Genomic DNA, 24,968 nt, shown 5'->3' on the forward strand with positions numbered 1-24,968 from the left:
GGATTCGCGGGGATGGTTAATACCCCACCGGCGGCCCGGTCAAACATCTGTCCTTTGTGGACGGACGATCGAAGGGCCTCAGCCCGCGGTCTTGATGAGCGGAAGGTCCCGGGACAACGCCCGGAAACCGACGCTGTAGTACAGCTCGCGCGCGGCGGGGCGGCCCGGCGCGCCGAGGCAGGCGACGGTCGCGTGCGTCGCTCCGGCGTCCCGGGCCCGCCGCAGCCCGTGCAGGAGCATCGCGCGGCCGAGGCCGAGCCGCCGGTAGCCCGGGTGCGTGCCGACGGGCTCGAACTCGGCGGTCTCGTTCGCCTCGTCGAGCCACAGGATCGCCGAGGCCGCCATCGTCCCGTCCGGGGCCTCGACGACGACGTGCAGGTCACCGCGGTACGCGGTGGTCCGTCGGACGCCTTCGTAGGCCTCTTCGTCGTACGACGTGGGCGTCCACGCGGCGACGTGGGCCCGGACCGCGGCGGCCGGCCCGGCCTCGGCCGCGGTGCGGAACCGGAACCCCGGCGGCAGCACCGGTTCTTCGATTTCGGTGAGGTCGCGTTCGGTGAGCTGGGTCCAGGAGTCCGCCGCGTCCGGGTCGGGCCGGTAGCCGTGCGCGGCCCAGCGGGCCAAGCCGGCCTCGTCGGCCGCGCTGGGCAGCACCGTGCGGTCGACGTCGCCCGCGGTGGCGTCGAACCAGGCGATCACTTCGTCGACCAGTGCGGCGTGCGCGGGGTGGACCTGGTACGCGAGGTAGGCCCCGGTGACGTCCTTGACCGAGCCGTCGTCGCGCCGCACCCGGCGGGGCAGCTGGGCCCAGCCCCACGCCACCAGCTCGCCGCCGGAGAACCACAGCCGGCGTGGCCAGGTCGCGCCGGCGGCGGCGTGGCCCCGGCCGAAGTTCCAGGCCAGCTCGCCGTAGGACGCGTCGCTGTTCACGAGATCCAGGCGCAGTGCGGTGACCCGCTGCGCCAGCTCCTGCATCGACTCGACGTCCGCGGCGGTCAGCAGCTCGGAGTTCCCCATGATCGGCCACTGTGGCACCGCCGCGGGCGGGGAGTCGACTCGTTTTTCGGCGAACCTAGAAGCGTTCGGGGATCCCCGCCAGCACCGCGCTCAGGCTCGGGAGCCACCGGTGCTGCGGATCGGGCGCCGACAGCCATTCCGTCGCCAGGTCCACCCGGCGCGGGCCGACCGGCAGCGGCAGCAGCGTTCCCCAGGCCAGCACCTCGACGTTCCTCGGCAGCGCGTCACGCGGCGGGATCAGCCCGTCGGTCTCCGCGAGCAGCGCCACGCGCGGGCCGTGCTGGGTGGGCAGGTGCATCGCCGGGCCCTGGCAGCCCGTCGCCGCGAGCCGGGACAGGACCGGGCCCGCGCTCAGCTTGGGCAGCGTCACCGCGCAGATCCCGTTTTCCAGCGCGAGGAACGGGTGGACTCCCCGCCATTTGACCGGCCAGCCGAAGAGGCGGCCGTAGAAGGCGTCGACCCGGTCGCCCGCCGGATCCCGGGGCGCGACGGGCACCTGCTGGTCGAGCGACATCGGCGACGCCTTTCCACTCGGTGGGGAAGTGGCCGCCAGCCTAACGGCACTCAGTGCCGCTAGCAAGCCCGGCTGCTACCGTCCGGCCATGACCGATTCGCCGCGCCGCGCGCCGGCCACCCGGGTCGGGGCGACCCCCGCGGGCCGGCGGCAGCTGCGCCGCGCCCTCGCCTCGGCGGCCGTGGACCTGTTCGCCGCCAACGGCTACGAGGCCACCACGGTGGACGACATCGCGGCCGCGGCCGGCGTCGGCCGCCGCACGTTCTTCCGGTACTTCGACGCCAAGGACGACGTCCTCTTCGCCAACCACGACGAGATCGTGGCCGAGATGGAAGACGCCTTCGCCGCCGCCGACCCGGCGCGCGACCCGATCGAGGTGGCCTGCGACGCGGTCGGCCTCGTGCTCGACTCCTACGCCGGCGAACTCGACGTGTCGCTCAAGCGCTTCGCCCTGACCCGCACGGTGCCTTCGCTGCGGGACAAGGAGGTCGCGACGGTCGACCGCTACCAGCGCGTGCTCGCGCGCTACCTGCAGGCGCGCTACGAGCAGCGGGGCGACCCGGCGGCGAGCCTGCGCGCGGCCGTCGCCGCCGCGGCGATCGCCGCGGCCAACAACCACGTCCTGCGGCGCTGGCTGCGCACCGGCGGCGAGGACGACATCAAGGTCCGCGCGGCCGAGGCGTTCGCGCTGGTCGTCGCCGCATTCCGGGCTCCGCGCGAAGAGCCGGCCACGGTCGTCGCCGTGATGACGACGTCGGCGCCGCTGCACGAGGTCGTCGCCCAGGTCGGGGAGGTCCTCCGCCGCCCGTAGTGGCACTGAGTGCCATGTCCGGTGAATCGGGGTCTACACTCGATTCGTGGCGAAGCGGAAAAACGTGAAGCCGACGCCGTTCCGCGAAAGAAACGGCGAAAACCCGTTCAACGCTTCCGGCGTGGTGCGGACGGGCGCACGGTGCTTCACCTTCGTCGACAACAAAGACCCCACCGCATTGTTCGAAATGACGTTCGACGCTGACCTGGCGGAGGTCGACCACATCCGCCGGCGCCGGCTCACCGGCGCGGGGGAACTGGGCGACCCCGAAGGGCTCACCCGGGTCGACCGGAACGGCGAAACCTTCCTCATCGTCTCCTCGTCGCTGTCGGTCGAGCGGAACCGGGTCAACGACGGCCTGGTGCGCGTCCGGTACCGCCCGGACGGCGACCTGCCCGCCGAACCGATGACCGGGTTCCGGGCCTGGCTGCTCGGCCACCTGCCCGCCCTCGCCGCGCCCGGCAGGCGCAGACCGGACGACGACGGCCTGAACGTCGAGGGCCTCGCCTGGGACGCGGAGACGAGCGCACTCCTGTTCGGCCTGCGCGGACCGGCCGTTCCCGGCCACGTCACCCTGGTCCACGTTCCCGTCGACCTCGGCGGGAAGTGGACGACGGAGTCGCTCGGCGAGCCCGCTGTGCGTTCGGCGCGGCTCCCGCACTCCACCGCGTCGCAAGGCATTCGTGACCTCTGTTGCGACGGCGACCTGCTGGTCCTGCTCGGCCGGTCGGCCAGCCACGACGACGCGCCGTTCCGGCTCGGCACCTGGCCCCGCGGCGGCGACACCGTCGAGCTGCTCGACGTCACCTTCCACCGGACCGCGAAACCCGAAGGCGTCACGACGTTCCCGTCCGGCGGCGAGCGGAAGATCCTCGTCGTCGACGACAACGGCGGTTACGCGGTCCTCTAGGAGATGTCTCATAACTGGTGGTGCGGTCGGCGGGGTTGGCTTTGCGGTCAGTCGGTGAGGTGGAGGTTGTGCAGGTTCGCGATTCCGGACACTGTGTCGGCCAACATGCTGGCGGCGCGGCGGTAGTCGCGGAGAATCTTGAAGTTCTTCATCCGGGCCAGGACATGCCCGACGCGAGCGCGAACCTTGCGCCGGGTGGCGTTGAGGTCTTCCTGCCAGTTCGGCAGCTCGCTGCCGTCGCGGGGTTTGCGGTACGGCATGACGACCTCGGGGTTGCCTTGGTAGCCGCCATCGGCCATCCCAGGTCGGGACCAGGGTGCCGTCCACGATCGCTACCGCGTGGAGGCGGCGTTTGCGGACCGTGGCCAGTGCTGGCAGTGGCCCGATTGTGTCGATCACCCGGCGCGCGGCGGAATGCGACACTCCGAACAGGGGACCGATCTGGCGCATCGTGAGCGGGGCAATCCACTCCGGCCGCGACGCCGTGATCACCTGAACCACACCAACATGATCAACCAACAACCCAGCCGGCCCGACAACGGCGGTTACGCGGTCCTCTAGGAGAAGTACAGCTTCGACGCCGCCGGGTCCTGGACGACCCGGGGCCGCCCGGACGGCGCCGGGTCGGCGGCGAACGCCGCGCCGGCCCCGGTCCGGACGCTCGTCAGCGTGAAGTAGCCGCTGTAGGCGAAGGGGTCGTCCGGCGGGTCCACCGGGGCGACCGCGAACTCCTCGGCGTGGTCGGTGTTGTCGGCGGCGCGCGTGCAGAGCAGCCGGTGGCCGAGGGGCGACGTCGTCGTGCTCGCGTGCAGGAACCGGCCGGACCCCTTGGTGGCGAGCGACTTCCCGGTGCCGAGGGTGTCGAAGCACCACAGGTCGGCCTCGTCGACGGCGGCCGGCCGCAGCCGGTGGACGACCTCGAAGCTCCCCGGCTCGATGGTTTCGGTGCCGCTGGCGTGCATGCACTCGTTCGTGACGTCTTCGCGGACGTACGCCCCGTCGGCGCCGGGCAGGCCGCCGCAGAGGTAGCCGGCGGACGCGGCGAGCCGCAGCTGCTTGCGCACGATCGTCACCTGCGCGGGCACGCCGGGCACGCCGAGCCCGGTCAGCACCGCCGCCATCCGGTCGATCAGCGGCTTGAGCACGGTTTCCTGGGTCTTGGAGCCGAACACGCTCTCGCGGTAGGCGCGGATCTGCCCGAGCAGCTGGGCGCGGCGGCCCGGGTCGTCGCGCACGAGCTGGGCGAGCAGCCCGGCCGTGTCGATCCGGAAGTGCCGGGCCGGCTGCAGCGTCTGGTCGAGGCCCCACGGGATCAGCTTGAACTCGACGTCGCCGACGCCGGGGGCGGCGACGGCGGTGACGTCGTTGTAGACGTAGGTGTTGTTGGTGTTGCGGGAGTAGCCGTCCCAGTGCTTGAGGAAGAACTCCATCGCGTACAGCCTGATGAACTGGTCGAGGTCGAAGACCTCGCTCGCGCCGGCCAGCCCGTGCGCGGCGATGTGGTCGATGGCGACCTTCAGGTCCGCCTTGTCGTCGAACTTCGACAGCGGTTCCACGCCGATGAAATCGAACCGCGCGCCGATGAAGTCGTCCTTGTGCTCCAGCTCGTACAGGTTTCCGTCGGTGTGCCCGAAATTGCGCTCGATGTACCGCGGCATGATCGGTTCGACGTTCACGAAGACACCCGGGCTGTCGACGCCGGCGACGCCTTCGCCGATCGGTGTGCCGTTCACGAGCACCTTCGCGAAGTTGCCGCGGGAATGGGGCAGCCCGGCCAGTTCGAACAGCCGGTAGCCCAGCAGCTGCCGGAGGTAGGAAAGGTCCTGGACCGAATTGTTGAGCGTCAGGAAGCGCGACCCGATCAGGTCGCGGATCTGCGCCTTGTTGGCGTCGCCGTACTTCGCGAAGTCGACGTGCAGGCACGGCTTGTCGCTGTTGATCGAGCCGCAGAAGGACTTCTTCTTGATCCCCACGTCGGTGAACGTCGTCTTCGCGGGGAACTTCGTCCCGGAGATCGTGACCGACGCCTTCCGCCAGGTGTAACGGCTTCCGCCGGCCCAGTCGAAGTTGCACACGCCGCCCGCCGGCTGTTCGGTGCGCACGGCGTCCCAGTCGGCGGGCGGCAGCGTGATCTCCACCGTCAGCACATTGTCGATCTCGTAGAGGGAATCGAGTGCTTGCTGCTCCTGAGCGCCCATCCCGTCATGGTACGGCCGATTTCCCCGGATACGGCCGACGGAAAATTCAGCCGTGAATTTCGCGGTCGGGCCTTTTTCCGTTGCTGTATCACCCGGCTCCGGACAGGTGGACGGCGGCGATGCCGGCGAGGACGAGGTCGAGCCCGGCGAGGAACTGCTCGCGGTCGTCGTGCCCGCGCACCTCGGCCGCCACCGCGCGGGTGAAGGGGTACTCCTCCGGGTCCAGCTCCTCCCACGCCGTCGAGACGGCGTCGAGGAACTCCGCGCGGTCGCCTCCGGGCGGGGCGCCCGCGTGGTTCGCGGCGTTCTGGCCGGCGGCGCCGAAGATGTAGCTCACCAGGGCCGAGGTCGTCGTGAAGAGGTGGCCGTCCGGCACGCCCAGCGCGCGGACCTGGCGGCCGATGCCTTCGAAGATCCGGGGCGTCACCGACCCCCACGGGCTGCGCGAGAGCTGCAGCGCCAGCTGCGTGGCGAGCCACGGGTGCCGCTCGATGGCGTCGAACAACCCGAGCGCGACCGCGCGGATCTCCTCGCGCGGCGAGCCGGGGGAGCCGACGGCCAGCGCGGCGGCGATCACCCCGTCGGTCGCCGCGTCGAGCAGCTCGCCCTTGTTCGCCACGTGCCAGTAGATCGCGCCCGCCCCCGTTTCGAGGCGTTCGGTCAGCGTCCGGAAGGTCAGCCCGGCCTCGCCGGTCGTGTCGAGGAGCTCGACCGCGGCTTCGACGATGCGGTCGCGGCTGAGGGCCTCCGTGCGGCGGCGGGTGCGGGGTGCCATGCCCTCATCTTGACATATCTGGAACGCTGTTCCAAGATGGAATGACATTCCAGAACGAAGGAGTCACCATGAACGTCACGATCATCGGCGCCGGGCTCGGCGGTCTCGTCCTCGCCCGCGTCCTGCACGTCCACGGCATCGCGGCCACCGTCTACGAGGCCGAACCGTCCCCGGCCGCCCGCAAGCAGGGCGGGCTGCTCGACATCCACGTCGGCACCGGCCAGGTCGCCCTCGAAGCGGCCGGCCTGACCGGGGAGTTCCGCGGGCTGGTCCTGGCGGGCCACGAGGCCACCCGGGTCCTCGGCCGCGACGGCTCGGTCGTCCACGACGAGCCCGACGACGGCACCGGGGGACGCCCCGAAGTGCCCCGCGGGGAGCTGCGGCAGCTCCTGCTTGACTCGCTGCCGGCGGGCACCGTCCACTGGGGACACAAGGTCACCGGCGTCCGCGCGCTGGGCGACGGCCGCCACGAGGTGGCCTTCGCCGGCGGCGCCACCGTCACCACGACCCTGCTGGTCGGGGCGGACGGCGCCTGGTCGAAGGTCCGGCCGCTGCTGTCCGCGGCCACGCCCGAGTACATCGGCCGGTCGTACGTCGAGACCTTCCTGTACGACAGCGACACCCGGCACCCGGCCGCCGCGAAGGCGGTCGGCGCCGGGGCGATGCTCGCGCTCGCGCCGGGCAAGGGGATCCAGGCCCACCGCGAGAAGGACGGCACCCTGCACACCTACGTCGCGCTGACCCGGCCGATCGAGTGGTTCGGCGACTTCACCGACGCGGCCGCCGCCGTCGAGCGGACCGCGCGGGAGTTCGAGGGCTGGGCCCCCGAGCTCACCGCGCTGATCACCGACGCCGACACCGCGCCGGTCCTGCGTCCGCTCCACACCCTGCCGGTCGAGCACCGGTGGGACCGCGTGCCGGGCGTGACGCTGGTCGGCGACGCCGCCCACCTCGCGCCCCCGAACGGCGAAGGCGCGAACCTGGCCATGCTCGACGGCGCCGAGCTGGCCTTGGCCCTGGCCGGGGGCGACGACGTCGAGACGGCGCTGGCGGAGTTCGAGCGGGCCATGTTTCCCCGGAGCGCGGCGGCGGCCGCCGACGGCGACGAGCTCCACGAGCTGCTCTTCGGCGACGACTCGCCGCACGGCCTGGTCGCCCTGTTCGGGGGTCAGTGAACCCGGGCGAACGCGCTCACCGCGGCGTAGTCGCTGACCGCGTCCGGCGAGATCACCTCGGCGGGCGGGCGGCCGCGCAGGATCTGCTTGATCGGCGTCTCCAGTTTCTTGCCGGTCAGGGTCCGCGGGATCGCCGGGACCGCCTCGATCCGGTCGGGCACGTGCCGCGGGGACAGCTGGTCGCGCAGCGCCTGCCGGATCCGCTGCCGGAGAGCATCGTCGAGTCCGGCGGAGGCGACGACGAACAGGAGCAGCCGGCCGGGCCCGCCGTCGCCGTCTTCCAGGTGCACCACCAGGGAGTCGTCGACGCCGGGCAGCTCCTCGACGACCGCGTAGAACTCGGCCGTGCCGAGCCGGACGCCGCCGCGGTTGAGCGTGGCGTCCGACCGGCCGGAGATCACGAACCCGCGCTCCGGCGTCATGGTCACCCAATCGCCGTGGCGCCAGACGCCCGGATAGGTGTCGAAGTAGGCCGCCCGGTACCGCCGGTGCCCCGGGTCGTTCCAGAACCCGACCGGCATCGACGGCATCGGGCGGCGCACGACCAGCTCGCCGACCTCGCCGACGACCTCGCGCCCGCTCGCGTCGAACGCGGTGACGTCGACGCCGAGGCACGGCGCGGTCAGCTCGCCCCGCCGCGGCGGAACCCACGGGTTCCCGGCGACGAACGCCGAGCAGACGTCGGTGCCGCCCGACATCGAGTTCACCGGCACCCCGAGCCGCTCGGTGGCCCAGTCGAACCCCTCGGCGGGCAGCGGTGACCCGGTGACGCCCAGCGTCCGCAGCTCCGGCAGGTCGCCGGGCTCGACGCCGGCCGCCCGGCACGCCATCAGGTACCCCGGGCTGGTGCCGACCAGCGTCGCGCCTTCGGCCAGCCGCCACTGCGCGCCGAGGTCCGGGTACAGCGGGTTGCCGTCGGTCAGCACCACGGCCGCCCGCCGCAGCAGGCCGGAGACCAGGACGTTCCACATCATCCACGCCGTGGTGGTGTGCCACAGCAGCCGGTCGCCGGGCCGGGTGTCGAGGTGGAGCGCGTGCGCCTTCAGGTGTTCGAGCAGGATGCCGCCGTGGCCGTGGACGATCGCCTTCGGCAGCCCGGTCGTCCCGGAGGAGAACAGGACGTGGAGCGGGTGGGCGAACGGCACGCGGTCGAACTCCGGTGGCCCCGGCTCGGCGAGCAGCTCGGGCCAGGAGACGTCGGCGTCCACTGTGTACTGTCCATAGGGGACGCCGACGACCTGCCGGACGGACGGCAGCCCGGCGCGGATCGCCGCCACGTCAAGGCTCTTGTCGATCTCCTTTGCGCCGTAGGTGTAACCGCCGACGGCGAGCAGCACGGCAGGCTCGATCTGGGCGAACCGGTCGACGACGCTGCGGGCGCCGAACTCCGGCGCGCACGCCGCCCAGACCGCGCCCAGCGACGCGCAGGCGAGGAACGCCACCAGCGTCTCCGGGATGTTCGGCAGGTACGCCGCCACGCGGTCGCCGCGGCCGACGCCGAGCCGGCGCAGCCCGGCCCGGGCGCGGGCGACCCGGTCCGCCAGCTCCCCGAACGTCAGCGACTGCCCGGCGCGCGTCTGGGAATGGGCGACCACGGCGAGGTCGTCGCCGGCACCGCCCAGCACGTGCTCGGCGTAGTTCAGCTCCGCGCCCGGGAACCACTCGGCACCGGGCATCTCCGCGGAGCCGAGGACGCGGTCGTAGGAGCCGCGGACCTCGAAGTGGTCCCAGACCTTTGCCCAGAACCCTTCCAGGTCGGTGACCGACCACCGCCACAGGTCTTCGTAGGAATCGAAGCCGTGGCCGAAGACGTCCAGCTCGCTCATGCGCCGTCGTGGGCGTCGGTCATCAGTTCCGCGAGGTCCTCGGGTTCGAGGAACGACGGCGGGGGCGGCGGGCCCCACGCGTAGAGGCTCTTCTCGCCGGCGACGACGCGGGGCTCCCAGAGCTGGTCCTCGAGGATGCAGTCGAGGTCGGAGTAGTACTCGGAGAAGTTGCCGGCGGGGTCGCGCAGGTACCAGAAGAAGTTCGAGCCGATGTAGTGCCGGCCCAGGCCCCACGTGTGGCGTTCCGGGTGGCCTTCGAGCATCGCGGTGGCGCCGCGGCCGACCTCGTCGACGTCGTCGACCTCCCACGAGGTGTGGTGCAGGAAACTGACGGGCGCCTGCTGGACCAGCACGTTGTGGTGGTCGGTCGAGCAGCGCATGAATGCGGCCAGGCCGGGTGCCTCGTCGCTGACCTTGAAGCCGAGGCCCTCGGTGAAGAACCGCTGGGTCGCGGCCTGGTCGGGCGAGCCGAACACGACGTGCCCGAGCTTGCGCGGCCGGACGGCTGGTTCCCGGTCGATGCCGGGCGCGCGGGTGTTGGCCCGCCGGATCTGGCCGGGCCCGTTGTAGGCCACCGGTTCCGGCGGTTCCTGCCGCAGCCTGGGGGCGACCGACACGACGACGTCGAGCCCGGTGACCGGGTCCTTCGTGTGGAGCGAATCGCCTTCGATGCGGCTCTCGACGTCGATGCGCGCCAAGGACGCGGTGATCCGGCCGAGGTCGTCCGGGTCGTCGGCGCCGACGCCGAGGGTGAGCAGCCGGCGGCGCGGGGTCCGGCGGAGCTCGAGCTGCTCGCCGCCGTCGGAGGTGGCGAACCCGGTGGCGGTCGGCGTCAGGCCGAACTCGGTGTAGTACTTCGCGGTCTCGTCGACGTCCGGGACGCCGATGGCGATCTTGGTGAGGCGGTGCAGGCTCATGAGGAGTTCCCTCCGGGTCGGATGAGCGGGGTGATCTGCCGGCGCCGTGCGTGGAGAGCAGGACGTCGATCGCGCGGTACGCGTGCAGGTGGGCGGTGTCGATCCGCATCGCCGCCTCGGCGAGCTGGAGCTGGAAGGGCCACCGTCCACTTTGGTCGATTCGGCGGTGGTGGCCAGGACGCCGGAGACCCCATCGCGCGCCCCGGCAGGCCGCCCCGGCCGAGCAGGTTCACGCCGAACCGGCCGGCGTCGAGGATCTCGGGCGGCAGCGCCGACCGGCGGCGGGTCGAGCGACAGCGACGTGAACGAGCTGACGGTCGCACCCTCCGGGCCGTCCGCGCGCAGACCGCGGCCATCACCGCGCGGAAGCGCTGTCCGTCCACAGTGGTCATGACGGCTCCGAGAACCGGTGGCGCATCGAGCCGATGCCCTCGATTGTGGTGACGAGCTCGTCCCCGGAGGCGAGGAACCGCTGCGGGGTGCGGGCCATGCCGACGCCGGCCGGGGTGCCGGTGAAGATCACGTCGCCGGGGCGCAGCGGCAGGATCGCCGACAGGCGGGCGACCAGCTGGGGCACGGAGAAGATCAGGTCGCTGGTGCGGCCCTTCTGCACGGATTCGCCGTTGACCGCGCAGTCCAGCTCGAGGTTGTCGCGGTCGGCGAACTCGTCCGGCGTGACCAGCCACGGGCCGGTGGGCCCGAAGCCGGGCGCGGACTTGCCCAGGCTGAACTGCGGCGCCGGGCCGGCCAGCTGCACCGTCCGGTCGGAGAGGTCCTGGCCGGCGGTCAGCCCGGCGACGTGGTCCCAGCCGCGCTCGGCGGGCACGTTCCGGGCCTCGCGGCCGATCACGGCGACCAGCTCGACTTCCCAGTCCACAGTGGACCCGGTGAGCGCGATGCCGCCGTAGGGGCCGGTGAGGCAGCTGGGGAACTTCGTGAACACGGCCGGGGAGTCGGGCAGGCCGAGGCCGGACTCCGCCGCGTGGTCGCGGTAGTTCAGCCCGACGCCGAAGACCTGGGCCGGCGTGGGGGAGGGCGCCCGCAGATCGGCTTCGTCGAACGCTTCGGCTTCGGCCGCCGGGAGCTCGGCCGCCCAGGCCGTGAACTCGGCCCAGCGCGCGTACACAGCGTGGGGGTCGGCGGGGAAGCGCTGCCCGCTGGCGCGCTCGACGTCGACAGCGCCGTCTTCGGTGAGGAGGACGAGCCGGCCGGCGAGGTTGGCGATCCGCATCGCGTTGCCTTTCGGTCGAGGAGCCCGACGCCGGGATCCGCTCTGGCGTCGGTCACCTCATACTCTGCCGGTGATATCCGACTGTCAAGGTAAGAATCGATTCTTGTACGGATAGCGTGTTATCGTCTGATCATGGCGAAGAGAGCGGGAGGCGAGAGCCTGGCCGTGTCGGTGTACCACCGGCTGCGGTCGGCGATCCTCAACGGTGAACTGGCCCCGGGCGAGCGCGTCAAACCCGCCGAGCTGAGCGCGGAGTTCGAGGTCAGCCTGGGCGTCGTGCGGGAGGCGCTGGGCCTGCTCGCGGCGAAGGACCTCGTCCAGGTGGATCGCAACCGCGGGTTCCGGGTCAAGCCGCTGTCGATGCGGGCGCTGACCGACCTGACCGACGCCCGGGCGATCAACGAAGGCTCGGCGCTGCGGCTGTCGGTGCAGCGCGGCGGCGTCACGTGGGAGTCGGAGGTGCTGGCCGCGCACCACCGGCTGGGCGGTCAGCCGATGCTGCTGCCCGGCCCGCCGATGCGGCGCAACGAGGAGTGGGCCCGCGCGCACCTGGAGTTCCACCACACGCTGATCAAGGCGTGCGGCAACGCGGTGCTGCTCGACATCTGCACCCGCCTCTCCGACGCGGCGGAACTCTACCGGGCGTGGTCCGGCCCGGGCGGCGAGGAGCGCCACCGCGACGTCGCGGGCGAACACCAGGGCCTGGTGGACGCGGCCCTGGCGCACGACGCCGACCTGGCGGTCGCCCGGTTCGAGGCGCACATCAACCGCACCAAGGAGATCGTGATGGAGTCGAGCTTCAGCGCGGAGCCGGCGTCATGACCAAAACCGCCCTGACCGGCGTCCGCGTCTTCGACGGCGCGCGCCTGACCGGACCCGCCACCGTCGTCCTCGACGGGCCGCTCATCGGTACCGACGCGGCCGGCGCCGAGGTCGTCGACGGGGCCGGGGCCACCCTGCTGCCCGGGCTCTTCGACGCCCACGTCCACCTCCTCACCCCCGGCGACCTGCGGGCCCTCGCCGGGCACGGTGTCACCACCGCACTCGACATGGCGTGCTGGCCACGCGAACGCGTCGACTCCTTCCGCGGGCAGGTACCCGACATCCGCAGCGCCGGGCTGCCCGCCATCGGGCCCGGCGGCAACCACGCGAAGATGCCCGGCATGCCCGCGGAGGCGATCCTCACCGCGCCCGGGCAGGCCGCGGAGTTCGTCGCGCGCCGCGTCGCCGAGGGCTCGGACTACGTCAAGGTCGTCATCGAGGGCGACCTCCTGGACCAGGCGACGATCGACGCGGTCGTCGCCGAGGGCAAGGCCCACGGCAAGCTCACCGTCGCCCACGCCTCCTCCGTCGACGCCTACCGGCGCGCTGTCCAGGCCGGCGCCGACGTCATCACCCACGTCCCGCGCGACGGCGTCCTCGACACCGAGACCACGTCCCGGATGGCCGAACAGGGCCAGATCGCCGTCCCCACGCTCACCATGATGGACGCGCTCACCACGAAACTCGGCGCCGACGGCTACGGCTTCAGCCGCGACTCGGTCACCGCGCTGCACGCGGCCGGCGTGCCGATCCTCGCCGGCACCGACGCGTTCTCCGCGCCGATGCTGCCGGTCCCGGTCGTCCACGGGGTGAGCCTGCACCAGGAGCTGGCGCTGCTCGTCGCCGCCGGACTGTCCGAAGTGGACGCGTTGCGCGCGGCGACCGACCTGCCCGCGCGGTACTTCGGCTTCCCCGACCGCGGTGCCGTGCGCGAAGGGCTGCGCGCCGACGTCGTGCTCGTCGACGGCGATCCCACCCGCGACATCACGGCGACCGCGAAGATCCGCGGCGTCTGGGCGGCCGGGGTGGCGCTCGCGTAAGCGGGCTCGAGCTGATGGACCGGTGGGGTGTCGAGGTTTCCCGGCTGTCGATCTCCTCGCCGGGTGTCCACTTCGGATGGACGCCGCCGGCCGCGGTCGACGCCCGGCCGGCGGGCATCGACGCGGCGGCTCAGCCGGTGGCACGGACCGCCTTGTGCGCCCGTCTGTTCCCGCGGCTGGCCTCAGCCGCGGACCTGCTGGACGTCTCCCGCGACCGGCGCCGGAGCTGAGTCCGGCAGGGTCGGGCGCAGGGCGAGGACGACGACCGTCGCGACCGTCAGGTGCATGAGCATCAGGCCGATCACGTTGGCCACCGTCGCGCCCGCGGTGAACAGGAGCAGGTCCGGGATCCAGGTGGCGGCCAGGGCCACCGGGACGACGACCCGCAGTGCCTTCGGGGCGCGGCGGGCGATCAGGAACCAGCCGGCGGTGCCGAGGAGCAGCCCGACGACCGTCGCCGGCAGGTAGGACCCGGCGTTGAGGCCCATGCCGATCCCCCCGTCGTCGAGGGAGGACGCGCCGAGCGCGAGGAGGGTGTTCACGGCCGCGGCCGCCACGAGGGCGATGCCCAGGCGGACGACCGTGGCGGAAGTCGGGGTGGCGGTGGTGGGCATCGCTCCTCCTTGGGTTGCGTGTTAAACCCAAAGGTAGTTTGAGTTGCGTGTTAAAGTCAAGCGTGGGCGAGAACGAAGCGGTGGAGCCGTTCGACCGGCTCGGCGATGAAGAGCGGCACGCGTGGGTCAACCTGGCGAAGGTGCTGCTCACGCTGCCGGGCGCGCTGGAAAGCCAGCTGCTGCGGGATTCCGACCTGACGTTGCTCGGCTACATGATCCTGGCGCGGCTTTCGGTGGTGCCGGGGGAAAGCCTGCGGATGAGCGAGATCGCGGAGATGGCCAACGGGTCGCTGCCGCGGATCTCCCACGCGGTGGCCAGGCTGGAGGATCGCGGGTGGGTGACGCGGACGGTGTGCACCGGCCAGGGGCGCCGCTTCACGACGGCGACCCTCACCGACGCGGGGCGCGCGCACCTGGCGACGGCGTCCCCCGCACACGTCGCGAACGTCCGGCGGCTGGTGATCGAACCCCTCGGCGCCGACTTCGTGGGATTCGGCGACGCCGTCGAGCGGATCGTCGAGAACCTGGGGCTGCCCACCGAGGTCTTCAAACGCCCGAAAGCCTGACCGGCTCGGGCGCCGGGCGCCGCCGTCGGTCACCATGGAACCGTGTCCCAGCCCGTTCCCGTGCCCGATGCCGCCGGTCCCGGCCTGCTGTACCTCGTCAAGCAGCTCGAGCTCGCCGTGCGGGCCCGGCTCGACGAGGTGCTCCGCCCGGTCGCGCTCACGCCCCTGCAGTACACCGCGCTCACCGTGCTGGAACGCCGGTCCGGGCTCACCACCGCCGAACTGGCGCGCAACTCCTTCGTCACCGACCAGGCGATGGCCGACATGGTCGTCGCGCTCGAACGGCGGGGCCTCATCGCGCGGGAAGGCGATCCGCGGGACCGCCGGCGGCGGGTCATCGGCCTGACCGGAACCGGGCAAGAGCTCCTCGACCGGGTCCGCGACGACGTCGCCGCGCTCGAAGAACGCATGGTCTCGCAGCTGAACCCCCGGGACGCGGCCCGGTTCCGCGCCTACGTCGTCGCGTGCCACGCGGCGCTCGCCGACCGGCCGTCGCACTGAAAAAAGACAGGAAACCTGTACATCTTCGGCTCGGCGTGGGACTCTCGGTGCCACATCGAGCCGGGCGTGACGGTCCGGGGTGAGGGGCACCACCATGCGCGTCCTGGCGCTGCTCGGCGCGATCCTGTTGACGACCGGCCTGGTCGCGGGGACCGCGGCCGCGGCCACGAGCGAACACCACACGGGGCAGCTGCCGGACGGCGCCACCTGGGTGGCGGACGTGCCGGCCGCGTGGAACGGCACGACGATCCTCTACAGCCACGGTTTCGGCCCGCTCGCCGCGCAGGACGCGCCGGACGACGAGACCCGCGAAGCGCTGCTCGGCAGCGGGTACGCCCTGGTCGGCTCGTCCTACAGCGGCCCGTCGTGGTGGGCGCTCGCCTCCGCCGTCGACGACCAGTTCGGCGCGCTGGCGGCGGCCGCGCAGCTGACCGGCCACCCGCGCCGCACGATCGCGTGGGGCACGTCGATGGGCGGTCTCGTCAGCGCCCTCGAAGCCGAACGCGGCGGGCTCGACGGCGTCCTGAGCACCTGCGGGCTCGTCGCCGGCGGCCTGAACCTGAACAACTACCAGCTGGACGGCGAGTACGCGCTGGCCCACCTCCTCGCGCCCGCGCAGGACGTCAAGCTCGTGCGGTTCGCGAGCCCGGCCGAGGCGAGCGCGTCGGCCGCCGCGCTGACGAAGATCGCCACCGACGCGCAGGCCACGCCCGCCGGGCAGGCGCGCATCGCGCTCGCCGCCGCGCTGATGAACGAGCCCGGCTGGTTCACCGGTCCGACCCCGCCGGCCGACTACCCGGGCCAGGAAGTCCAGCAGCAGCAGGAACTTTCCCAGTTCGTGCTCGGGTTCGTCGTCTCCGGCCGCTACCAGATCGAGCTGGCCGCCGGCGGCAACAGCGCGTTCACCGCCGGCGTCGACTACCACGCGCTGCTGGCCGGCAGCAGCCACGCCCGCCAGGTCCGGGCCCTCTACCGCGCGGCCGGCCTCGACCTGGACGCCGACCTCGCGACCCTGACCCGCGACGCCGGCATCCGGCCGGACCCGCAAGCCGTGCGCACCCTCGCGCGCACGTCCGCGGCGACCGGCCGGCTGCGCGTCCCGACGCTGGACATCCACACGATCGCCGACCAGCTCGTGCCGGTGGAGCAGGAAGACTGGTACGGCGAGCAGGTGCACCGGGCGGGCGCCGGGTCCCTGCTGCGCCAGGCCTACGTCGGCGCGACCGGGCACTGCGCGTTCCGGATGGCGGAGACGGTCTCGGCCCTGCACGCGCTCGAATCGCGGATCGAGACCGGACGGTGGGGTGACGTCGCCGAGCCGCGGCGGCTCAACGAAGCCGCCGGCGGCACCGGCCGGTACGTGCGCTTCGACCCGCCGTCGCTGACCGGTGCCCGCCGGTAGGGCTACGACCGGAGGACGAACGCGGCGACGTCGAGGCCGAGCTGCCGCCCGGCTTCGTGGTCGAGCCGCGTGTGGACGCCGGCGACGATGCGGCTCAGCCCCGCCTCGTCGGCGGCGTCCTGGAACGTCGCGAACCGCCGGACCACCCCGGGCAGCGCTTCGGACGTGACGGCCAGGGGCCACCGCGGCCCGAACTCCTGGCGCAGCACCAGGGAACCCGCCTGCGAGATGACGCTGTGCGCGCCGGGGTACGCCGGGTCGGCCGGGGTGGTGGCGAGGCTCGACCAGTCGGGGACGGCGTCCGTCGCCGGGTTGCCGTCGTCGCCGGCCAGGCGGACCGCCGTGATCGGCCGCCAGATCCGGTAGTGGTACTTGGCTTCGTAGAACGCGATGACGGCGTCGGCGAAGGCCAGGTTCAGCCGCGCGAACACCCGCGCCGCGACCACCAGTCCGGCGTGCGAACCGCCGACGACGGACTGCGCGATCTCGTTCCAGTAGTTCCAGATCGGCGCCGCCCAGAACCGCGCCTGCACGGTCTGGTCCGCGGTGCGGGTGGTGCTGGTGTCCCGCCCGGCCGCCGCGACTTCGTTCAAAGCCTTCGCGTACCGGGCCCCGGTCAGCGCGGGGTAGGCGCCGGGCCGGAACCGGTCCGCGCGGTCGAGCACGAACGGCGTCACGGCGGCCCAGTGGGTGAACGCGGCGGGCGCGAACGCGGGCGGCGTCGGCCGGTACTGCCCCGGCGCGGTGCCCGGGGGGATCGCCGGCGGGACGGCGGCCGAGCCGTCGTTCGCCCGCAACCCCAGCAGCAGCCGGGCGACGAGGCCACCGGCCCGCACGCCCGCGGCCCGGCCCGCGGGACGCACCTGCGCCAGCTGGCCGGCCAGCAGGGCCGCGAACTCGCCCGCGCGGGTGGGGTACAGCGCGGCCAGCACGTCGTGCGCGGCCTGCGCCGCGGCCGCTTCCGGGTCCGCCGCGCCCGGGACGTCGACGGTGAACAGGTAGGGCCGCCCGGTCCCGGTCGTCGCGACGACGGCGTCGTGGATCGCCGCGTGCAGCAGGGCGAAGCTCGGGTCGGGTGCACGGTCGCGGGCTGGAGGCCGGCGGTGCGCACGGTGGCCAGCAGCTCCCGGTTCCAGGCGAGCACGACGTCCGCACCGCCTCGCCGCGCCGGCGGGGCCGCGGCGGCGGGCGACGGCAGTCCGGTGGTGGCGAGCACGGCGGCGGCCGCCCCGCCCGAGACGAGCAGGTGCCGGCGCGACATCGATGTGGTCATTTCTCTCCCCGGTTCGGCGGATGGTCCGCTTCCCGATACGGTCCATGGTTACGGCGTACTGTGCCGCTGGTTACGAATCCGGCCACAGCCACGGCCCGACGATTTCGGAGTGACAGTCGCGTACCCCCAGGGGGCGGGCCTGCTTTTGGCCCGATCCGTAACCCCTGTTCGTATCCCTCAGGTGGCGGGAAGAATCGGCAGGGGAGAAGGCGGGCGGTGCCGGTGGCACAGCGGTTCCGGCGCAGGCGCGCCGAACAGGACGAAGCGGGCGCGGCGCCGCAGCCGCGGCTGCACGCGGTCGGCGCGGACGTCTACCCGGACTGGGAGGCGGTCTACCGCGACAACGTCGATCGCCTGTACCGGTTGATGTTCTCGAAGGTCGGCAACCGGCCCGACGCGGAGGACCTCACCACCGAGGTCTTCCTGACGGCGTTGCGGCCGCTGCGCGTCTCGGCGAGCGTCGGCGAGGTCCGGGCGTACCTGCTGGCCACCGCGCGGACGGTGCTGGCCGGGCATTGGCGGCGCACGCTCGGCCGCGAGATCACGACCCTCGACGAGGAGCGTGACATCGCGGCGTTCGAAGCCGACGTCGTCGACCCGCGCACGCCGGCCCGGGCCGAGGCTATCCTCGCGCAGCTGCCCGAACGGTACGGCCGCATCCTGCGGCTGCGGTTCCTGCAGGCGTGTTCGCTCAAGGAAGCGGCGGCGGAGCTGGGCACCACCGTCGGCAACGCGAAGGTGTTGCAGCACCGCGCGCTGCGGCAGGCGGCCCAGGTGGCGGAAGGGATGGAGCCGTGACCACTCGAGGCGTCCGCCGGTTCGTCAAGGACCTCCTGCGCCGGCGCCGGCCGCGCCCGTTCGCGGCCGGCCCCGGCGACGAGGCCGAGCTGCGGACCGCGGTGCTGCTGCGCGCCGCCCGGCCGGGTGCCGGGGCGGCGGGCGAGGAGTTCGTCGCCGGGCTGCACCGACGGCTCGCCCAGGAGCTCGGCGACCCCGCACCGGCCGGCAACCGGCGGCGGTTCATCCAGGTGTCGTCGGCCGCCGCGGTGGCGGCCGCGGCGGGCGCCGGCGTCGAATACCTGGTGACGTCCGGGGCCGAGCAGGCCGCGGCCCCACCGCCCGCCGAGGACGTGCTGCGGCCGGAGAACGGCGAGTGGCGGGCCGTCGTGGCGGCGCACGACCTGCCCGAAGGCGGCGTGCTGCCGTTCGACTTCGGGGCGGTGGCGGGCTTCGTGCAGCGCACGGACGGCCAGGTGCGCGCGGTCTCGGCGACGTGCACGCACCTCGGCTGCCGGCTCAACCTGGACGCCCCCGCCCGGCGGCTGAACTGCCCGTGCCACCGGACGTCCTTCGCCGTGGACGGCGCGGTCCTCGTGCACCAGCTGCCGGTGACGCCGCCGCCGTTGCCGCACCTGGTGGTGCGCGAGGCCGGGGGAGTGGTCGAGGTGCTGGTCCCGCCGGCCGGAGCGTAACCCCCGCGCGTATTCCTGGTATGAGGAATTCCGTTGGGGTGAAACACTTCCTGCTCGTCACGGTGGCGGCGCTGGCGCTCACGGCCTGCGCCGCGCAGCCGGCCGCCACGCCCGCGCCGTCGATGCCCGGGATGGCGAGCATGACACCGCCGCCACCGCCGGTGGCCACGAACTCGACCGCGAACGCCGTGGCCGTCAAGGAGTTCGCGTTCACGCCGGCCGCGACCACGGTCAAGGTGGGCACGACCGTCACGTGGACCAACCAGGACCAGGACGCGCACACGGTCACCAGCACCGGGTCCGGCGGCCCGCTGCGCTCGCCCACCCTCCAAACCGGACAGTCCTACCGGTACACCTTCACCACTCCCGGGACGTTCGACTACCTGTGCACGATCCACCCGTTCATGACCGCCACCGTGACGGTGACGCCGTGACCGGCGAGGACGGCGACCCCGAAGGCATGACGCGGCGCCAGCTGCTGCGCCACACCGCCTGGTTCGGCGCCGCGGTCGTCCTCACGGTGTCCGGCGGCGAAGTGATCAGCCGGATCGCCGGACCGGGCGAGGCCGTCGCCGCCGACGACCCGAACGCGCTGCGGTTCGTCCAGATCAGCGACAGCCACCTCGGCTTCACCGGACCCGCCAACACCGCCGTCGAGGCGTCGTTCTCCCACGCGCTCACGCAGATCAACGGGCTCGGCTACCGCCCGGACTTCGTCATGCACACCGGCGACCTGACGCACCTGTCGACGCCGGCCCAGTTCGACCAGGTCAAGCAGATGCTGGGCACGCTGGACACCGGGCACGTGTCCACGGTGCCCGGCGAGCACGACTCGATCGACGACGCGGGGCAGAAGTACCGCGCGGCCTTCGGGGCGGGCACGGCGGGCGACGGCTGGTACAGCTTCGACGTCAAGGGCGTCCACTTCATCGCGCTGGTCAACACCCTCAGCCTGGAGAAGCTCGGCCACCTCGGGCCGGACCAGCTCGAGTTCGTCCGCAAGGACGTCGCGAAGCTCGGTGCGGACACGCCGATCGTGGTGTTCAGCCACATCCCGCTGTTCGCGATGTACCCGGCGTGGGGCTGGGGTACCGACGACGCGGCCCAGGCCCTGTCGTACCTGCGGCGGTTCTCGTCGGTGACCTGCCTCAACGGGCACGTGCACCAGCTGTTCACGAAGACCGAAGGCAACATCACCTTCCACAGCGCGACGACGACCGCGTACCCCTTGCCCCAGCCGGGAACGCGGCCCGCGCCGACGCCCGTGACGCTGCCCGCGGGCAAGCTCGCGGACGCGCTCGGCATCCGCGAAGTGACCTACCGGCCGGGCACGCCGGGCCTCGCGGTGAAGGACGTGAAGCTGGCATGAACGTCCTTCTTCGTCTCGCGACGGCGGTGTGCCTCGGGGTCAGCGGCTACGTCCACGCCCAGCTGTACGTCGGCGGGTACCGGGTGATCCCGGTGATCGGGCCGGCCTTCCTCCTGCAGGCCGCGGGCGCGCTCGCCGTGGCGATCCTGGTGCTGGCGGGCGGCCCGCCGCTCATCCGGCTGGCGGCGGCCGGACTGGCGGCGGGCGCTCTGGCCGGGTTCGCGCTGTCGCGGACCACCGGGTTGTTCGGCTTCTCCGAACGCGGGTTCCAGCCCGCGCCGCAAGCACTCGTGAGTGTGCTCGCGGAGGTCGCGGTGCTGGTCCTCGTCGCGGTCGCGTTCTTCCGCGCCCGCCGGTCACCGCAGGTACGAGGCGCCGTTGACGTCGAGGATCGCGCCGGAACTCCACACGGCCCCGGGTGAGGCCAGGTGGACGATCGCGGCGGCGACGTCTTCGGCCGTACCCACCCGGCCGAAGGGGCTCTGCTCGCGCAGTTCGTCGCCGCCGGCGCCGGCGAGCTTGGTCTCCTGGCGTTCGGTGGCGACGAACCCCGGCGCCACCGACGTCACCGAGATCCCGTGCGGGGCCAGGGCGATCGCCATCGACTGGCCGAACGCCTGCAGTGCCGCCTTGCTCGCGCCGTAGGCCGGGTGCTCGGGTTCGCCGCGGAACGCACCGCGCGAGCCGACGTTGACGACGCTGCCCGAGCGGCCCTGCTCGATCAGGTGCCGGGCCACCGCCCAGGTGACGTTCGCGGCCCCGAGCAGGTTGACCTCCACCGTGCGCCGCCACACCTCGACCCACTGGTCGTAGCCGACCTCGGCGACCGCGTGGCGGGTCCGCTCGGTCGGGGCCTGCGCGGCGTTGTTGACCAGGACATCGACGCGGCCGAGCGCGGCGACCGCGTCGTCGGCGACCCGCCGCGCGGCGGCCGGGTCGCCCAGGTCGCCGGCCAGGCACACGTGCCCGGACCCCTCGAGTTCGCCGAGCGTCGTCTCGGCGTCGTCGCGGCGCGTGCCGTAGTGGACCGCCACGCGGTAGCCGCGGGCGGCGAACGCCTTCGCGGTGGCCCGGCCGATCCCGCGGGACCCGCCGGTGACGAGCACGCCCTTCACCGGCCGTCCTCCGCGATCAGGTCGAGGCGCGGGGTCTCGCCGGGGCCCACCGGGAACTGGGCGAGGAACGTGACGCCGTCCTCCTGCGCGTCGAACCGGGCGATCCGGGTCGCTTCCGGTTCGTAGAAGACGTCTCCGGGCCGCAGCACCGATTCGGGCTCGCCGTCGATCTGGTAGACGGCCGAACCGGTTTCGATGCTGCCGAACACCGGTCCATTGTGGACGTGCAGGCCGGCGCCGAAGCCGGGCGCGATGGTGATCCGGCGGACTTCGACCAGGTCGACCAGGCGCGGGGCCGGGAGCCGCTGTTCCAGCACGAGCGTCCGGGTGACGGGCTCGGCCGGGACGGGCGCCGGTTCGCCGCCGGCCACCGGGTCGCCGATCTCGGTCGTGGTGCCGTCGCCCGGGATCTCTTCGATGGCCAGGTGGGTCATCGCGGTCGTGTCGGTGGCGCCGTGCCAGTGCCACTCCCCGGCGGCGACGCGGACGGTGTCGCCGGGCCGGACCAGCTGGGCCGGCCCGCCGCGCCGCTGCACGTACCCGGTGCCCTCGGTGACAACGAGGACCTGGCCGAGCGGGTGCCGGTGCCAGCGCGTGCGGGCCCCGGGCGCGAACTGCACGCGGTCGACCCGCGTGCGCGACGGGCCTTCGGGGACGGCGAGCGACGTGACCCACGCGCTGCCGCTGATCGCGCCGGCGGGCGCGGGCGCGCTGGTCTGCGGGACGGGACGGACGTGCACGAAAGACTCCTCAGTGGACGGTGAGCAGGGCGAGGACACCGGAAACGGCCTGGTCGAAGGGTTCGGGGGTGTCGGCGGCGCGGGCGAGGACGTAGCCGCCCTGCAGCACGGCGACGACGGTGGCGGCCAGGGCAGCCGGGTCCAGCCCGGCGGGCAGCTCATCCGCGGCCTGGCCTTCTTCCAGGACTTCGGCCAGGCGCGCACGCAGGCGGGTCAGGGTTTCGTCGACGGGAGCGCGCAGCTCCGGATCGGCGACGACCTCGGGGTCCTGGGTCAGCCGGCCGATGGGACAGCCGCGGAGCACTTCGCGCTCGCGGCGCAGGTACGCGGTGATGCGCTCGACGGCGGTCCCGGGCCCGCGCAGCTGGGCGTCGGCGGCGGTGAGCAGTTCGTCCGCGCTGCGCCGCACCGCTTCCAGCGCGAGCGCGCGCTTGCCGGAGAAGTGGTGGTACATGCTGCCCTGGCCGGCGCCGGCGCGCTGCTGGATGGCCTTGGGGCTGGTGCCGACGTACCCGCGTTCCCACAGCAGCTCGCGCGTGCTGTCGATGAGCTGGTCCCTGGTGTCCACCTCCGGCACTGTACATACCAGTAGGTACAGAAGCCAGACGTGGTCTTCTCGCGGGTGTCCGGCGGGTGCTCAGTGGATGGGCTGCAGAAGCGGCCGCGGCTGCGAAAGGATCGCGCTGACCTGGCCGTCTTCCGGCGACGGCGTCAGGCCCGGCCCCGGGGTCATCACCGTCTCGGTGAGCGTGACGTCCGCGCCGCAGCGCAGGCAGGTGCCCGACTGCGCCACCTCGCCCTCGCAGCCCGCGTGGACGAACACGCGGCGCCGGCCGGACGGTGCGTAGTGCTCGTCGCCCCACGCCGACAGCGCGCGGACGACCGGCCAGAGCCCGCGGCCCTTCGCCGTCAGCTCGTACTCGCTGCGCTTGCCGGGGCCGGGTACGCGCTCCAGGACGCCTTCGGCGATGAGGAACTCCAGCCGCTCGGTCAGCACCGCGCGCGGGATGCCGAGGTGCTCGACGAAATCGCTGAAGCGGCGGACGCCGAACACCGCGTCGCGGACGATCAGCAGCGTCCAGCGCTCGCCGACGATCTCCAGCGCGCGGACCATCGAACAGGCTTGGTTCGTGTACTCGCGGGGCAGCGCCATGCGTCCAGTCTGCCACAAAAAAGTTCGTTCATCGAACCAACCGTGCTAGTCTCCGGGGCGAAAGAGTTCGGTGACCGAATCAACGTGGGAGTCCGCATGGCCAGCCGCCCCGGAGCCGTCCTCGTCGCCTCCGGCGGCGCCACGCTGCTCGCGCTCTTCGTCTTCACCGCGCCGCTGTCGATCGTCCCGGCGGTGGCCGGCGGGCTCGGCGCCGGCGTGGTCGCGACGTCGTGGATCCTCAGCTCGATGAGCCTCGGGCTGGCCGTCGCGCTGCTGCCGGCCGGGGCGATCGGCGACGACTTCGGCCGGCGGCGCGTGTTCGTCGCCGGCGCCGTCGTGACCGCCGCCGGCTCGGTGCTGTGCGCGGTCGCGCCCGGGCCGCTGGCGTTCATCGCCGGCCGCGTCGTCGAAGGCCTCGGCTCCGGCGCGCTGATCGCGTGCGGGCTCGCCGTGCTCGGCCCGGCGTTCCCGGACGCCGCCGGCCGCGTCCGCGCGACCGGCCTGTGGGGCGCTTGCGTCGGCGCGGGCATCGCGATCGGCCCGCTGGCCGGCGCGGCCCTCGACCACCACTGGCGCGTGCTCTACGTCGGGATCGCGGGGCTGTCGCTCGGCGTCGCCCTGCTCGGCCGCGTCCTGCTGGCGGAGTCGGTGTCGGGGCGCCCGCGGACGGTCGACGTGCCCGGCGCGCTGCTGCTCGGCGGCGGCCTCGCGGCGCTGCTGGCCGCGCTCACCGAAGGCCGGCAGGGCTGGACGAGCCCCCTGGAGCTCATCCTGATCGCGGCGGCGGTCGTGCTGCTCACGGCGTTCTTCGCCCACCAGAACCGCTCCGGCGGCGGCATGCTCGACCTGACGCTGTTCCGCCGCCCGGCCCTGGCGTCGGCGACGGCCGGCGCGTTCGTGGCGGGCGCGGGCGTCACCGCGCTGATGGCGTTCCTCTGCACGATGCTCGAAAACGGCCTGGCGCTGAGCCCGCTCACCGCGGCGCTGGTGGTACTCGGCTGGTCGGCGACGAGCGTGCTTTCGGCGTTGCTGACGCGCCGGCTGCCGGCGTCGTTCTCCGGTGGCGCGCGGCTGAGCGCCGGCTTCCTCGTGGTGGCCGCGGGGCTCGTGCCGCTCGCGTTCGTGACCCCGGCGTCGGGTCCGGCGTCCCTGCTGCCGGGCCTGGTGGTGGCCGGGTTCGGGACGGGCGTGGTGAACGCGTCCCTGGGGCGCGAAGCGGTGGCGAGCGTGCCGCCGCACCGGACCGGGATGGGCAGCGGCATCAACAACACGAGCCGCTACGTCGGCGCGGCGCTCGGCGTGACGGTGGTCAGCGTGCTGGCCGTCCACCCGTCCCCGGCGGCCCTGACCGCGGGCTGGAACGGCGCGGTGGTGGTGGGCATCGCGGTGTCACTGGTGGGAGCAACGGCGATCGCGACGCTGACCGCGCGGGCGAAGCGGGTCACGCCAGTCGCGGCGTGAACCGGCGCTCCGGACCAATCTCGGCTAGCGCGGCGTCTTTTCGGGCAGGTGTGGCTAGGGTCGGCG

The 24,968-nt window shown here is 73.1% G+C and carries 27 protein-coding genes and 1 pseudogene; 14 read left to right on the forward strand and 14 right to left on the reverse strand.

Going from position 1 to position 24,968, the window contains the following annotated elements; all coding sequences use genetic code 11:
- Window positions 1–78: 78 nt before the first annotated feature.
- Window positions 79–1,017 carry a GNAT family N-acetyltransferase gene (locus tag ACIRSS_RS08495; protein WP_400892208.1) on the reverse strand — a complete coding sequence of 313 codons (939 nt, stop codon included), beginning with the start codon at window positions 1,015–1,017 and terminating at the stop codon, window positions 79–81.
- A 55-nt stretch (window positions 1,018–1,072) separates the two neighbouring features.
- On the reverse strand, window positions 1,073–1,531 hold the full coding sequence (locus ACIRSS_RS08500) for a glycogen operon protein GlgX (RefSeq protein ID WP_400892211.1): 459 nt from the start codon (window positions 1,529–1,531) through the stop codon (window positions 1,073–1,075).
- Window positions 1,532–1,619: 88 nt separating this feature from the next.
- On the opposite strand from ACIRSS_RS08500, the gene ACIRSS_RS08505 reads away from it, so the two are divergent.
- Both ACIRSS_RS08505 and ACIRSS_RS08510 read left to right on the forward strand, forming a co-directional pair.
- Complete coding sequence (locus ACIRSS_RS08505) at window positions 1,620–2,342, forward strand: TetR family transcriptional regulator (RefSeq protein ID WP_400892214.1); 723 nt, start codon at window positions 1,620–1,622, stop codon at window positions 2,340–2,342.
- Between the two features lie 46 nt (window positions 2,343–2,388).
- Entirely contained in the window at window positions 2,389–3,252 is an 864-nt protein-coding gene (locus ACIRSS_RS08510) for a DUF3616 domain-containing protein (RefSeq protein WP_400892216.1), read from the forward strand.
- A 47-nt stretch (window positions 3,253–3,299) separates the two neighbouring features.
- On the opposite strand, the pseudogene ACIRSS_RS08515 reads toward ACIRSS_RS08510, so the two are convergent.
- The 3 genes and pseudogenes from ACIRSS_RS08515 to ACIRSS_RS08525 form a co-directional block, all read right to left on the reverse strand.
- Window positions 3,300–3,720, reverse strand: a pseudogene (locus ACIRSS_RS08515) (transposase family protein); the annotation flags it as partial.
- Window positions 3,721–3,809: 89 nt separating this feature from the next.
- Window positions 3,810–5,450, reverse strand: coding sequence for a CotH kinase family protein (locus tag ACIRSS_RS08520; RefSeq protein WP_400892219.1), 1,641 nt, complete (start codon window positions 5,448–5,450; stop codon window positions 3,810–3,812).
- Window positions 5,451–5,538: 88 nt separating this feature from the next.
- Complete coding sequence (locus ACIRSS_RS08525) at window positions 5,539–6,225, reverse strand: TetR/AcrR family transcriptional regulator (RefSeq protein WP_400892222.1); 687 nt, start codon at window positions 6,223–6,225, stop codon at window positions 5,539–5,541.
- Window positions 6,226–6,293: 68 nt separating this feature from the next.
- Here ACIRSS_RS08525 and ACIRSS_RS08530 point away from each other — a divergent pair, with 68 nt between their 5' ends.
- On the forward strand, window positions 6,294–7,400 hold the full coding sequence (locus ACIRSS_RS08530) for an FAD-dependent oxidoreductase (protein ID WP_400892223.1): 1,107 nt from the start codon (window positions 6,294–6,296) through the stop codon (window positions 7,398–7,400).
- On the opposite strand, the gene ACIRSS_RS08535 is transcribed toward ACIRSS_RS08530, so the two are convergent.
- The 3 genes from ACIRSS_RS08535 to ACIRSS_RS08545 form a co-directional block, all read right to left on the reverse strand.
- On the reverse strand, window positions 7,394–9,226 hold the full coding sequence (locus tag ACIRSS_RS08535; RefSeq protein ID WP_400892226.1) for an acetoacetate--CoA ligase: 1,833 nt from the start codon (window positions 9,224–9,226) through the stop codon (window positions 7,394–7,396). The genes ACIRSS_RS08530 and ACIRSS_RS08535 overlap by 7 nt on opposite strands.
- Entirely contained in the window at window positions 9,223–10,143 is a 921-nt protein-coding gene (locus ACIRSS_RS08540) for a VOC family protein (RefSeq protein ID WP_400892227.1), read from the reverse strand. Before ACIRSS_RS08540 ends, ACIRSS_RS08535 begins: the two co-directional genes overlap by 4 nt.
- 388 nt (window positions 10,144–10,531) lie before the next feature.
- Window positions 10,532–11,374: a fumarylacetoacetate hydrolase family protein gene (locus ACIRSS_RS08545; protein ID WP_400892228.1), complete on the reverse strand. Its 843-nt coding sequence runs from the start codon at window positions 11,372–11,374 to the stop codon at window positions 10,532–10,534.
- 132 nt (window positions 11,375–11,506) lie between these two features.
- Between ACIRSS_RS08545 and ACIRSS_RS08550 the strand changes: the two genes are divergently transcribed.
- Together ACIRSS_RS08550 and ACIRSS_RS08555 are read left to right on the forward strand one after the other, a co-directional pair.
- A complete protein-coding gene (locus ACIRSS_RS08550; RefSeq protein ID WP_400892229.1) occupies window positions 11,507–12,196 on the forward strand; it encodes a GntR family transcriptional regulator in 690 nt (229 codons plus the stop codon).
- A complete protein-coding gene (locus ACIRSS_RS08555; RefSeq protein ID WP_400892231.1) occupies window positions 12,193–13,236 on the forward strand; it encodes an amidohydrolase family protein in 1,044 nt (347 codons plus the stop codon). Before ACIRSS_RS08550 ends, ACIRSS_RS08555 begins: the two co-directional genes overlap by 4 nt.
- A 182-nt stretch (window positions 13,237–13,418) precedes the next feature.
- Here the strand turns inward: ACIRSS_RS08555 and ACIRSS_RS08560 are convergent, their stop codons facing one another.
- A complete protein-coding gene (locus tag ACIRSS_RS08560) occupies window positions 13,419–13,850 on the reverse strand; it encodes a DUF6069 family protein (RefSeq protein WP_400892232.1) in 432 nt (143 codons plus the stop codon).
- Window positions 13,851–13,912: 62 nt separating this feature from the next.
- Here ACIRSS_RS08560 and ACIRSS_RS08565 point away from each other — a divergent pair, with 62 nt between their 5' ends.
- The 3 genes from ACIRSS_RS08565 (at window position 13,913) to ACIRSS_RS08575 (ending at window position 16,319) form a co-directional block, all read left to right on the forward strand.
- Window positions 13,913–14,416 (forward strand): MarR family winged helix-turn-helix transcriptional regulator, encoded by a 504-nt coding sequence (locus tag ACIRSS_RS08565; protein ID WP_400892234.1) that lies wholly within the window; start codon window positions 13,913–13,915, stop codon window positions 14,414–14,416.
- Between the two features lie 42 nt (window positions 14,417–14,458).
- Window positions 14,459–14,917: a MarR family winged helix-turn-helix transcriptional regulator gene (locus ACIRSS_RS08570; RefSeq protein WP_400892235.1), complete on the forward strand. Its 459-nt coding sequence runs from the start codon at window positions 14,459–14,461 to the stop codon at window positions 14,915–14,917.
- Window positions 14,918–15,011: 94 nt separating this feature from the next.
- Window positions 15,012–16,319, forward strand: a complete 1,308-nt coding sequence (locus ACIRSS_RS08575) for an alpha/beta hydrolase (protein ID WP_400892237.1) — start codon at window positions 15,012–15,014, stop codon at window positions 16,317–16,319.
- A gap of 2 nt (window positions 16,320–16,321) precedes the next feature.
- Here ACIRSS_RS08575 and ACIRSS_RS08580 read toward each other — a convergent pair whose 3' ends face one another.
- Entirely contained in the window at window positions 16,322–17,638 is a 1,317-nt protein-coding gene (locus tag ACIRSS_RS08580; RefSeq protein WP_400892239.1) for a vanadium-dependent haloperoxidase, read from the reverse strand.
- 170 nt (window positions 17,639–17,808) lie between these two features.
- On the opposite strand from ACIRSS_RS08580, the gene ACIRSS_RS08585 reads away from it, so the two are divergent.
- Genes ACIRSS_RS08585 through ACIRSS_RS08605 form a run of 5 tightly spaced genes read left to right on the forward strand, consistent with a single transcriptional unit; the run spans window position 17,809 to window position 20,855 of the window.
- Complete coding sequence (locus tag ACIRSS_RS08585) at window positions 17,809–18,390, forward strand: RNA polymerase sigma factor (RefSeq protein ID WP_400892241.1); 582 nt, start codon at window positions 17,809–17,811, stop codon at window positions 18,388–18,390.
- On the forward strand, window positions 18,387–19,064 hold the full coding sequence (locus ACIRSS_RS08590; protein WP_400892242.1) for a ubiquinol-cytochrome c reductase iron-sulfur subunit: 678 nt from the start codon (window positions 18,387–18,389) through the stop codon (window positions 19,062–19,064). Before ACIRSS_RS08585 ends, ACIRSS_RS08590 begins: the two co-directional genes overlap by 4 nt.
- Window positions 19,065–19,102: 38 nt before the next feature.
- Window positions 19,103–19,498 (forward strand): cupredoxin domain-containing protein, encoded by a 396-nt coding sequence (locus ACIRSS_RS08595; protein ID WP_400892244.1) that lies wholly within the window; start codon window positions 19,103–19,105, stop codon window positions 19,496–19,498.
- Window positions 19,495–20,433 carry a metallophosphoesterase family protein gene (locus ACIRSS_RS08600; protein WP_400892245.1) on the forward strand — a complete coding sequence of 313 codons (939 nt, stop codon included), beginning with the start codon at window positions 19,495–19,497 and terminating at the stop codon, window positions 20,431–20,433. The genes ACIRSS_RS08595 and ACIRSS_RS08600 overlap by 4 nt, the downstream gene beginning before the upstream one ends.
- Window positions 20,430–20,855, forward strand: coding sequence for a hypothetical protein (locus ACIRSS_RS08605; protein ID WP_400892246.1), 426 nt, complete (start codon window positions 20,430–20,432; stop codon window positions 20,853–20,855). The genes ACIRSS_RS08600 and ACIRSS_RS08605 overlap by 4 nt, the downstream gene beginning before the upstream one ends.
- Here ACIRSS_RS08605 and ACIRSS_RS08610 read toward each other — a convergent pair.
- The 4 genes from ACIRSS_RS08610 to ACIRSS_RS08625 form a co-directional block, all read right to left on the reverse strand.
- A complete protein-coding gene (locus ACIRSS_RS08610; RefSeq protein ID WP_400892247.1) occupies window positions 20,790–21,548 on the reverse strand; it encodes an SDR family NAD(P)-dependent oxidoreductase in 759 nt (252 codons plus the stop codon). The two genes, ACIRSS_RS08605 and ACIRSS_RS08610, sit on opposite strands and share 66 nt — an antisense overlap.
- The gene (locus ACIRSS_RS08615) at window positions 21,545–22,288 is read right to left on the reverse strand and encodes a cupin domain-containing protein (protein ID WP_400892249.1); all 744 of its coding nucleotides are present in this window, start codon (window positions 22,286–22,288) and stop codon (window positions 21,545–21,547) included. Before ACIRSS_RS08615 ends, ACIRSS_RS08610 begins: the two co-directional genes overlap by 4 nt.
- Window positions 22,289–22,298: 10 nt before the next feature.
- Window positions 22,299–22,856, reverse strand: coding sequence for a TetR/AcrR family transcriptional regulator (locus ACIRSS_RS08620; RefSeq protein WP_400892251.1), 558 nt, complete (start codon window positions 22,854–22,856; stop codon window positions 22,299–22,301).
- A gap of 69 nt (window positions 22,857–22,925) precedes the next feature.
- Window positions 22,926–23,441 (reverse strand): winged helix-turn-helix transcriptional regulator, encoded by a 516-nt coding sequence (locus tag ACIRSS_RS08625; protein ID WP_400892253.1) that lies wholly within the window; start codon window positions 23,439–23,441, stop codon window positions 22,926–22,928.
- A 96-nt stretch (window positions 23,442–23,537) separates the two neighbouring features.
- Between ACIRSS_RS08625 and ACIRSS_RS08630 the strand changes: the two genes are divergently transcribed.
- The gene (locus ACIRSS_RS08630) at window positions 23,538–24,902 is read left to right on the forward strand and encodes an MFS transporter (RefSeq protein WP_400892256.1); all 1,365 of its coding nucleotides are present in this window, start codon (window positions 23,538–23,540) and stop codon (window positions 24,900–24,902) included.
- Window positions 24,903–24,968: the final 66 nt, after the last annotated feature.

The organism is Amycolatopsis sp. NPDC101161 (assembly GCF_044768185.1).
Taxonomy (GTDB): Bacteria; Actinomycetota; Actinomycetes; order Mycobacteriales; family Pseudonocardiaceae; genus Amycolatopsis.